This is a genomic window from Pseudochryseolinea flava, assembly GCF_003286915.1.
GTDB lineage: Bacteria > Bacteroidota > Bacteroidia > Cytophagales > Cyclobacteriaceae > Ohtaekwangia > Ohtaekwangia flava.
The window spans coordinates 274,482-284,797 of sequence record NZ_QMFY01000008.1 but is presented as its reverse complement, the minus strand read 5'-3'; the positions used below and the strand labels follow the sequence as shown (position 1 = coordinate 284,797).

The 10,316-nt window shown below is 43.9% G+C and carries 6 protein-coding genes; all 6 read right to left on the bottom strand.

Annotated features, from left to right (window positions below):
• Window positions 1–183: 183 nt before the first annotated feature.
• Window positions 184–1,380 (bottom strand): glycoside hydrolase family 76 protein, encoded by a 1,197-nt coding sequence (locus DQQ10_RS16760; RefSeq protein ID WP_221409750.1) that lies wholly within the window; start codon window positions 1,378–1,380, stop codon window positions 184–186.
• Window positions 1,381–1,484: 104 nt separating this feature from the next.
• Entirely contained in the window at window positions 1,485–3,257 is a 1,773-nt protein-coding gene (locus DQQ10_RS16755; RefSeq protein WP_112748034.1) for a class I mannose-6-phosphate isomerase, read from the bottom strand.
• Window positions 3,258–3,277: 20 nt separating this feature from the next.
• Window positions 3,278–4,450 (bottom strand): glycoside hydrolase family 76 protein, encoded by a 1,173-nt coding sequence (locus DQQ10_RS16750; RefSeq protein WP_112748033.1) that lies wholly within the window; start codon window positions 4,448–4,450, stop codon window positions 3,278–3,280.
• Between the two features lie 11 nt (window positions 4,451–4,461).
• Complete coding sequence (locus DQQ10_RS16745; RefSeq protein WP_112748032.1) at window positions 4,462–5,688, bottom strand: SusE domain-containing protein; 1,227 nt, start codon at window positions 5,686–5,688, stop codon at window positions 4,462–4,464.
• Window positions 5,688–7,253 carry a RagB/SusD family nutrient uptake outer membrane protein gene (locus tag DQQ10_RS16740; protein WP_112748031.1) on the bottom strand — a complete coding sequence of 522 codons (1,566 nt, stop codon included), beginning with the start codon at window positions 7,251–7,253 and terminating at the stop codon, window positions 5,688–5,690. The genes DQQ10_RS16745 and DQQ10_RS16740 overlap by 1 nt, the downstream gene beginning before the upstream one ends.
• A gap of 4 nt (window positions 7,254–7,257) precedes the next feature.
• Entirely contained in the window at window positions 7,258–10,287 is a 3,030-nt protein-coding gene (locus DQQ10_RS16735) for a SusC/RagA family TonB-linked outer membrane protein (protein WP_112748056.1), read from the bottom strand.
• Window positions 10,288–10,316: the final 29 nt, after the last annotated feature.

The window sequence follows — 10,316 nt, the reverse complement described above, 5'->3', positions numbered from 1 at the left end:
GGAGGAAGCATCATCACTTGGTTGGGCGTGTAGTTCTTAAAGACTACTTTTGTTTTAGTACACACAAGCAAGATAACGACTTGCAACTAGAAGAGGACTCACGTTCTCTTCTTTTTTTTTATCCATACACAAAAGAAGAGGCTGCCCTTTTGAGACAGCCTCTTTTACTTTTACGATATCTGTTTAACGGTATTCAGCCATCTGACCATTAATCCTTTGTATCCAAGCTTGATCAACTCCCTCGTAACGTCCATCACTGATCGTACCGTTTAAGTTGGTGAACGTATAATAACCTCCGTTAGCGGCATTACGGTTGTAAGTATTCAGGAAATCGATATTCTTCTGCGCATAGTCGAGCCATGCAGGATTAGGATCGTTTTTGTATAACTTAATCATAGCCTGCGAAGCCCATCCACACCACGCCGGATTCACACGAGGATCGTTTGTATTGAACTTGTAAACGTTTCTTGTACCATCCCATAGTTTCGTATTAAGTTTGATCGCAAGATTAATAGCCTTCAACCGATAACTGTTGTCGCCTGTAACGTTGTAAAAATCTAAATAGGCTTCAATCATGATGGCGTTGTCGTAGGTAAACTTGTCCATTCTTTTTGTACCGTTCGCCTCAATTTGCCAAACAAAGAGACCGTCTGATGAATCGTACATATTTGCCTCTAACCAATTCTTCACAGAATTCGCCCAGCTCAAATAGTACGATTGCCCTGTGATTGCATATAACCGAATGAAGAGTTGCATAGCCAGTCCGTTAGATTGCGTGGGCTTCACTGGCTTTGTTGTATTCCACCAAAATCCGCCGCCAAAAGTATTGTCCCACACACCAGCGTTCATTAGCCAGTTCGCAGTGCCTTTTGCGGAATTCAAATAATTTGTCTTCTGTGTACCCGTGGTTACATTGTAACATTCGAGATAGGTAACGCCTGCCAACGCATTATCATCGATATACTTGTCGCCGCCGGCACCTGTACCATTCAAGTTCGCCGAAGCAAAATAGCCACCAAGAGGCGACGTGCCGTGCCACATGTTGTTCATCCATGCGTAGGTGTTATTCATATAAGGTGCGTAGCGCCAGTCGGCCTGTCGCACCATCTCCGCGTCGGCGAGTATTTGACTGATCTGATACCACTGCCACGCGTTATTAACATTCGTAGTCGTATTCGCTCTATAACTATTGTAAGACGTTAAGAGATTTCCAACAACGAAATTATGAACTTGATTCGCTCGTTCCCAGTAAACTGAATTGGGCACGCGCGCATTGCGATCGTCATGACCGATGGTGTACTTTGCCGCATCTTTCCCCACGCCTTCAATCTCATCATGGCAAGAAATAAAAATGCCGCTCATCAAGATGATTGCGGCCATGCATTTTGATTTGATCTTTCTCATATGGTTTAAGGATTAAGTGTTTCTTATCAAAAAAGAAAGCGCAACCCTTTCAGGCTGCGCTACAATCCGAACCCAACGGATTATTTGATGAAAGCCTTCACAACCATGACTGGTTTATTCTGGAGATTCTTGATGGTATATCGCTTCGTAGCTGCCGGAATAACAACAGTTTCGGCAAAACTGAAAACAAAATGTTCATCATCAACAATGATATCCATCTGTTCACCATCGACTAGACTGAGCACATGCGCCTTGCCATCGGTAAGAACTTCCACATCAGTTTTAATTATGTATCGATGAACATCGTATAAATGTTCCTGATGTGTAGGAAGATGATAAAGCTCGTAGCCGGTTTGACGTTCAAGCTGCAAAGGTTTAGAGATTAGTTCCTTCTTCACCTTTTCTCCTGCGCGTTCAAAAACCAGATTATCCATACCACGATCGATGTTCAGCGGCCTCGGTTCTCCATCAAGTCCTACACGAAGCCAATCATACATTTTGAAAGTATAGATGTAGGGCGTAGAACTAATTTCCAAAACCAAGTTGCCGTTGCCGGAAGCGTGAACGGTTCCTGGTGGAATAAGAAATAGATCATGCTTCGCCGCCGGAAACACCTGAACATACTTCTCAATTTCCAGCGGAACATTTCGTTCTTGACTACTTTCGAGCGCTTCACGAAAAATGGCCGGCGTGGTACCTTCTTGAAATCCGAGATACACCAACGCGCTCTCTTGGCAATCAAGAATATAGTATGTTTCTTCCTGCGTAATTTTTTCTCCGAATGTCTTCTGGATATAGTCTTGCGTAGGGTGACATTGCACTGAGAGGTTGCCACCGTTAAATGTATCCAAGAAATCGAAACGTATTGGAAACTGAAATCCGTAAGTTGAAAAATCGCTTCCCAAAATATTCTCACCGGACAAAAACATTAATGAATCGAATGTCGTCTCGAGCATCAATCCGGAGCTTTCTAAGATTACGCCATTCTCTGGAACAATTAATTCAAATGACCAAGCGTAATTGACAACATCCTGCTCAAGCCCTTCGATATTGTCTTTGATCCAAGTACCACCCCATGCGCCGGGCTCGAACCAAGGGCGCACACGGATAGGCTTCCTGGTAATACTTGCAATACTATCACGCCACACATCACCACGTATCCACGTGATATCACTCGATCTTTGCCCATCAACATAAAAGTTAATTTCATCCTTTATGCTGTTAACGTGTCGGTTAAGGATTGGCCAATCTACGAAGAATGATCTCTTGTACATCTGCTTCGCATCGCCAGCTGCACGCGCTCCTAGATTTGTGACTGAACCAGCTCGTGACCTGAATTGAATTTCATTTTTACTAATATCAAAGAATACAAGCTTACCGTCCACAGGCACAAGCGACGCACCCGTTCCATAGAAAATCACCATCGTTGTAGATGGGGATTGCGACAACCGCGTTAGCTTATCCTTATCAAACAGATCCGACAAGTTTAGCGGGCAAAGTTTACCAAAAACAGGATCATCACCCCCAAGAAATGGCGACAGCTGTTGATCGATTTGCTCCTGCGCGCACATGGCTGACTCCACATCCACCCACATCGGCTCGATGCCCTTGGCAAGGAAACACTGATTTAATTTCTCACGCACATCATGAAAAATAATTCCGACGTAGCCATCCAGCTTGATACATTGTTCACCAAGCAATGCCTCTGCCAGCGACGCATAACCGTCTCCTATTTTTCCCTCCTCTATACGGTGAACTGGATACACATCGTAGTTCGTCGCATTACGATTTTCTTTTCTTACCGGTAACTCATACTGATCAGTTTTCCTGATCTCTTTTTCCACTAGATACATTCTATTCCCTAAGTTAATTTCTATTTCAAATAAAGCGCAGCTAGACCATACGCTTCGATCATACACGCCTGATGGAGCAACCAGTAGTATCTCCCCTGACTTCGCCCTGACCAATCTTCATAAAACTGTCCTTCCTTCGTACGTGCTTTGCTCCACGCATAGTCAGCGTTTCGAATGAACGTCTGTACGTACGTCTTCGATGTGTCATCGTACTTCGACAATTCAACGAAAGCCTTCATCAACTCCACATTAAACCAGGGATCGTTCGAGGGATAGAACAATTGATCATTCACCACTTTAGTGAACTTCGAATAGCTACTTCGTGCTGTCGCGATAGCCTGGTCCAAATAGGATTGTTCCTTCGTTATTTCATGAAGCGATATTCCGGCTAAAATCATCATCGCGGCGTTGTACGTCCATTTCGTTGCATTGATTTGCCCTGAGGTAATATGTTTATCGTTCCAATATAAATTATCCGTATCACGGAGATTATTGTAGTTCCATGCATACAACCGCTTTGCATACGTGAGATACTTATTCGCTGAAGTGAGTTTATACATCTCGGCACCAACATAAGCACCGTACGCTGTTGTGTTAGCGGCCTTGATACAATTCACGCCGTCGTTGCAATTACGCGAAACAGACTCAAGCCAATACATGCCTCCTCCTAATCGATCGTCTTCTCCTGACATAATAAATTCGGTGATGGCAATAACACGATCAAGATAGACTTGCTTTTTTGTCAACTTGTAGGCATTAATCAATTCCATCGCCACGATACAATTATCATCATAGAAAATATCCCGTGTACCATTGGTCACTGGCTCTGCCTGATAACCAGGAAGCTCCGTACGACTCACATAATACTTTTCAAGTGCGTCGAATATTTTCGTGTGAATGTCCTGCGGATACCCCAACTCATAAAGTAAGTTTCCCGCGCGAAGCATGCCCACATACGGCCACAGGTAAGAAACGATGTCATCGCCCTGCGCTGGGTAATTCTCCTTGTATAAATCACCAGTCTTATACTTTGTTTGAATAAGATCATAAACCTCTTTCGCTTTCTCCTTATAAGACAGCTCCGGTTGTGATGGTCCGTTGTCGTCAGGGTCGATCAGTTGATCATCTTCGGGTGCCTTGCACGACGAACAGGAAAACACAAACAGTGTTAAAAATGCTAACAGCCTTATCATACATTCTTTCTTTAATTCAATTCAAACTCGTGATAATAATGCGATGCCTTTGGATCGAATACAACCCTCACAGTAAACGGCTTATTGTTATACGCATCTGCGAACTTCCATGCGCCTTGCCAGAAAGGAGGATTTTCGCCATGAAAGAATGTATTCCAAAAACCATTTGGCTCGGAACCGTTAGGTCGTGCATTAAAGGCAGTATATCCCGGCACCAGCGATGCATTCATACCTTCATTATGATAGCTACCAATGTATGATTCAACGTCGTCAAGTTTGAACTTAAAGCGGTAACGTTCCTCTTCCCAGCCTAACCAACCTGGCGCTTCAGGGTCACCTGGCTTTAAGAATTTGAATAATCCATCTGTTGCCTCAAATGTATGATTGCCAACATAATTCAAGTTTGCCTTCGTCACGCCGCTGGCAAAAATATAAAGCTGCATATCACTCATCTCTTCGTATGAAATAGTTGCTGTCGACAAATTCATTCTAATTCGATATGCACCTTCTGGTAATGACGTTGCCGTTGGTGTATTGCCTGAACGAATCTTACCGTCCTCATTGACATAATAATAATTGACGATCGAATCGGGATTATTGGAGTCGGCGATAAAGTATTCCCCCGGCTTCAATCCTGTTATCGATTCAAAGACACCGGGAACAAATTCATCATTCGGCAACTCATTTGAAATTTCTTTGAACGCAACTGCACTTTCAAGACTACCTCCCTCCGTAGCGCTTCCATAGATGTACATATACTTAGGGAAAACAGCCAAACCTTCCGGTCGCGTAAGCATCAATTCATTTTGCTCCGAAAACCTTTCCGATTGAAACGCACTCGATGCTTGAACGGTCCAAATTACCTTTCCTGTCGCAAGTTGCTCGATACCGGCAGTCGAAGCAATAATATTCAAGTATACCGGACTTACCGTGAGTGTATTTGATCCTCCCTTATTATCGGATTGCATTGTATAAATGGGATTGCTAAAGTCACCACCTGCTTTATCGAAGAGGACCTTATATAGTACAAGCCCACCATCGGCTGCCTTCGCCGGACTCCACGTCAGGGTAGTACTTGTGCCACTCTCTACATTGATGCTGATGGCAGTACCATTCGCGGGAGCGGTTAATGATCCGAGTTCAACAATATCAGTATCGAGTTCATACTCATCCTTTCCACAGGAAGAAATAAATACCCAAATCAGAAGGGGAAGATATTTTAAGATTGATGTTTTCATTACCAGTTGTCATTTTGTGATAAAGACTTATTAAGATCACGTTCACTTTGTGGGATTGGCCACAGATAATGCTTCGACTCATCGAATGATTTAAAGTCGACGCGTTGATATCCGTCATCTTCTGGAACCACATCTGTTTTAATCCCATGGAGCCATCCTTTCAAAACATCCTCTGCAATTTTCCAACGTCTGATATCAAAGAATCTATGGCCGGCCTCAAATGCAAGTTCCTTTCTACGCTCGTCTCTGATAATCTGCTTCAACGTTTCTTGATCCGCTCCAGGAAAATCTAACGCAGTCCCCGTCAGACCCGCGCGCTGCCTGATGAGTTTGATTGTATTATCCCAATCGGTGGCGTTAAATGTTTCAAGATTAACTTTTGCTTCAGCATAGTTCAGTAAAACTTCTGCGTATCTAATCAGAATTAAGTTCAATCCAGAATTCACCACACTCCTCGCGGTACGATCATAGTACTTCGCTACGTAATACCCTGTTGGCGTTGTATTTGAAGAAAAGTTAATTCCATTGGGAGATGCGTTTGGCGATGTGTCAATGTTGGTGAGTGACCCGTCAGGTCGTGTCCAACTGTAGTTATCAAAAACAACGTTCGCTGCAAGTCGTGGATCTCTGTTGATATATGGGTTACTTTCATCGTATCCTGAAGCAGCGTCGGTAATCGGAAGACCATTAACCATAGTATAGACATCGACAAATTCCTGAAATGGTGAGAAGTTAGCGTAACCACCTTCACTCGGCGGAATCAATGAATATTGGATGTTATGTTCTCTGTTCGTCGGAACATATTGCAAATCCAAAATCACTTCCTCATTGGACTCATTCTCCATTTTAAAGAGGCCAGCATAGCTTGGATACAGCGAATACTTTCCAAAAATATCACTCGCTAAATCGGCAGCTTGTTGATCCTCGCCATTGTATAAATGAAACCGTGACTTCAATGCAATCGCTGCACCCTTTGTTATTCTGCCTTCATTTCCCGCAGGGTAAGTTTCCGGCAGAAACGATATTGCTAAACCGAGCTGCTCTTCTATAAAGTCGTCAATTGTAGCCTTCGCTGTTCGCGTTAATGACAGTGCTTCTTCAATCGTAATCTCGTCCGTCACTAAAGGTACATCACCGAACCATTGAGTCAACAGAAAATAGTGCCATGCGCGAATAAACATAGCTTGCCCTTTGTATTCGTTGCGTTTCGCATCTGTGAGTCCCTCGACGCGATCGATGTTATTCATAAAAATGTTACTTCGACGAATCCCTTCATACCGCTGCGACCATTGCGTCATGATGAAGCCATTGGACGGATCGTAATTTCCGTTTCCAATATTCCGGATCTCTTCTCTTCTCGTGTAAGCATCATCCGTTAATGCCGATAAAAAAAGGTACGTATCCGCACTCATGATGTCGGCATACAACGTATTTAAATAAGTATTGGCATCTTCATCTGTTTCCCAATAGTTCAATTCGCTTTGTGCGTCGATAGGCGCTATGTCAAGATCAGCACAACTCATGCACATCAAGACTATTAAAATATATAAGTTGATTTTTTTCATTGTTCTAGAATTTAATATCTACACCGCCCGAAAAAACACGTGCTACTGGATATACTCTTCCGCTGTAAGGTGCGCCCCCCGCAGCGATTCCACCGTTAACCTCCGGATCTAAACCGATATCAAATGGCGTAAAGGTGAGTACATTGAGGCCCGTCACGTAGAATCGCACATTTGTGAGGCCCGCTTTACGAATGATCGATTGAGGTAGCGTATACCCCAATTGGATATTTTTAATTCGCATGTACTTTGCATCAAAAATCCAGAAGTCAGAACGCGCTGCATTATTTACAGACTCCGATCCGATTGTTAACCTTGGATAACTAGCATCTGTATTTGTTGGTGTCCAGCGGTCTAAGTGACGATTGAAAACCGGGCCTTCGTTACTGTTGTGAAAAGCTTCAACGATTTCACCACGTACCCACTGCGATCTTTTACCGACGCCTTGCAGCAAGAATGAAAAATCAAAACCTTTCCACTTCATACCATACGAAAATCCAAAAGTATAGCGTGGGAACGGGTTGCTAAGGATGAATCTATCACCTTCGTAGTCGATATCCCCATCTTGATTTCTATCGATATATCTTATGTCACCAGCTTTCACACTGGTCGCAAAAATCGGCGTCGCATGATTCGCTACTTCTTCATTGGAATTGAAAAAGCCATCCGACTTTAACCCATAATAGGAGTACATCGGGTAACCTTCTCTAAGAATTGTTTGAACGTCACCACCCGCGACAAATTCGCGTCCTTTTAAATCGATCACTTCATTCAAGTTGTCCGAAATGTTAGCATTGATACTGTGCTGAACTTCTCCAGTGTCGAATAAATATTCTACCGTTACTTCCCATCCGCGATTTCTCACTGTTCCTGCATTCTGAAAAGGTTGCCCTAGCCCATACGTTGCGGGAACCGGCAACTGAAGAAGGATATCACGCGTTTCGTTGTTGAAGAACTCCAATCCGAAGTTTAACCGATTGCTAAGGAAATTCACATCAAGTCCAATGTTTGTCATCGTGGTTGTTTCCCATGAGCGGCCCGCATTGCTTACCGAATAGTATGCACCAGATACCGGTTTATTGCCAAATCCATATACGTTGCTTGATACACTAACCAAACTTTGATAGCCGTAGAGGTCACTGATGTCTTGGTTTCCAACTTGGCCCCACGATCCTCTTACTTTAGCGAAGGAAATTATATTCTCAACTGGCGCAAAAAATGATTCTTTACTGAGTACCCACCCGGCAGAAACCGAAGGAAAGAATCCCCATCGATTGTCAGATGAGAATCTAGATGATCCATCGTATCGCAGATTCGCCTCGAACAAATATTTATCCTGATAAGTAAAACCTGCACGCCCAAAATAAGAACGCAATGACCATTCATTACCTGTGCCGTACGTTCCGCTTCTTAATAACTCCGACGTATTGTTGATCACGCCAAATTCATTGCCCGGCACATTAATTCCAGTAACACCGAAAAAATCATTCTTAAAATTCTCGGATGACGCTCCCACGAGTAAATCCAAAACACCGCCTGCCACTACTTCTTTATTAAAGTTTGCTGTGACGAAGGGATTTAGATAGACAGTACTTCCACTTTGATCAGCGACTGAATTTTGGGTATCGCCGCCGCCGGGATATGCATAGGCGATGGCCTTACGAAATTCGTGCGTCTTGTTGCTTGTAATTGTTCCGCTCAACACGGCCTTCACCGTAAGCGATGGAATCGGCTTATACTCGACACTAAAATTTCCAAGCGCCTCATCGTTCTTTGATCTTCGCATACCACCTTTCTCCAGTCGCGCGAGACTACTCCCATTGCTGCCGCTCACGAGTGTGTAATTTCCGTTCTCATCCACATCCCTGTAAATCGTCGGAATGCGAACTGTCGGCTCAATGAGCCACTCCGTCCACCACGCGTGATCTTTAATATCATTTCGCACAAACGACATTCTTCCAGAGAACGCCCACTTGTCGCCCACCTTCTGCGTGAGATTCATTCGGAAGTTATAGCGTGTGTATCCGTAATCCGGCCCCTTGAAAAGACTGTTCTGATCTTGATATCCCAACGAGATATAATAATCTGTATTTTCGTTTTTTCCATTCAATGAGAAGTTATGGTTGCTTTGAGGCGCTGTATGCTTAAACAATTCACGATAGTGGAAAACGTTAGGACCATTCTCTTTAAAATCAGCTATTTGTTCAGGCGTGAATTGAGGTGCAAAGCCTGAGTTGACTAACGCTTCGTTACGCAGGGCTGCATATTCCCAAGAATCAGCCGCATCTGGAAAATTCGTTGGCTGCTGAACGCCGATGTTTGCGCTATACTGAAATGATGGCGCACCGTTACCTGATTTCGTCGTGACGAGGATAACACCACTCGCTGCACGTGATCCATAAATCGCTGCTGATGCCGCATCTTTCAACACGGTCACACTCTTGATGTCGTTCGGATTAACATTATTCAGCGAGCCAATCACACCATCTACTACCACAAGTGGATTGTTACCGTTAATCGTATTTAACCCACGAATGTTTATTGACGGATTTGTACCAGGCTCTGATGTTCCCTGCTGAATAATTACGCCAGCGGCTTCACCTTGCAAAGCTTGATAGGCATTCACAACGGGTTTCCCAGAGAAGGCTTGGTCATTAACTTCTGAAACGGCACCTGTAAGATTTACTTTCTTCTTCGTTCCGTATCCCACAACGATTACTTCGTCAAGTGTGCTTACGTCAGCTTGTAGGGTGATGTCCACCGATGTTTGTCCACTTGTCAGCACAACTTCTTCCTGTCGGTAGCCAATGAAAGAGACAATGAGTATAGGATTCTCGGAGGCCGAAAAGGAAACGTTAAATCTACCATCACCGTCGGTAATCGTTCCGATCGTGGTGCCTTTCAAGGTTACAGAAGCGCCGGGTAGTGCGCCGTCGTCAGTTCGGACTACGCCTGAAATTGACCTATCCTGGGCGTAGAGTTGACCGGATAAGCCTATCAGCAGCAGCGTCAAGATTTTAAATAGATGTTTTTGCATAAAGCTTGCTTTTGGGTATTGGTTGGCAT

Bases quoted from the DNA above. Each gene is read 5' to 3' on its own strand.
- DQQ10_RS16760 (WP_221409750.1), bottom strand. From the start codon at position 1,380: ATGGCCGCAATCATCTTGATGAGCGGCATTTTTATTTCTTGCCATGAT.
- DQQ10_RS16740 (WP_112748031.1), bottom strand. From the start codon at position 7,253: ATGAAAAAAATCAACTTATATATTTTAATAGTCTTGATGTGCATGAGT.
- DQQ10_RS16750 (WP_112748033.1), bottom strand. From the start codon at position 4,450: ATGATAAGGCTGTTAGCATTTTTAACACTGTTTGTGTTTTCCTGTTCG.
- DQQ10_RS16735 (WP_112748056.1), bottom strand. From the start codon at position 10,287: ATGCAAAAACATCTATTTAAAATCTTGACGCTGCTGCTGATAGGCTTA.
- DQQ10_RS16755 (WP_112748034.1), bottom strand. From the start codon at position 3,257: ATGTATCTAGTGGAAAAAGAGATCAGGAAAACTGATCAGTATGAGTTA.
- DQQ10_RS16745 (WP_112748032.1), bottom strand. From the start codon at position 5,688: ATGAAAACATCAATCTTAAAATATCTTCCCCTTCTGATTTGGGTATTT.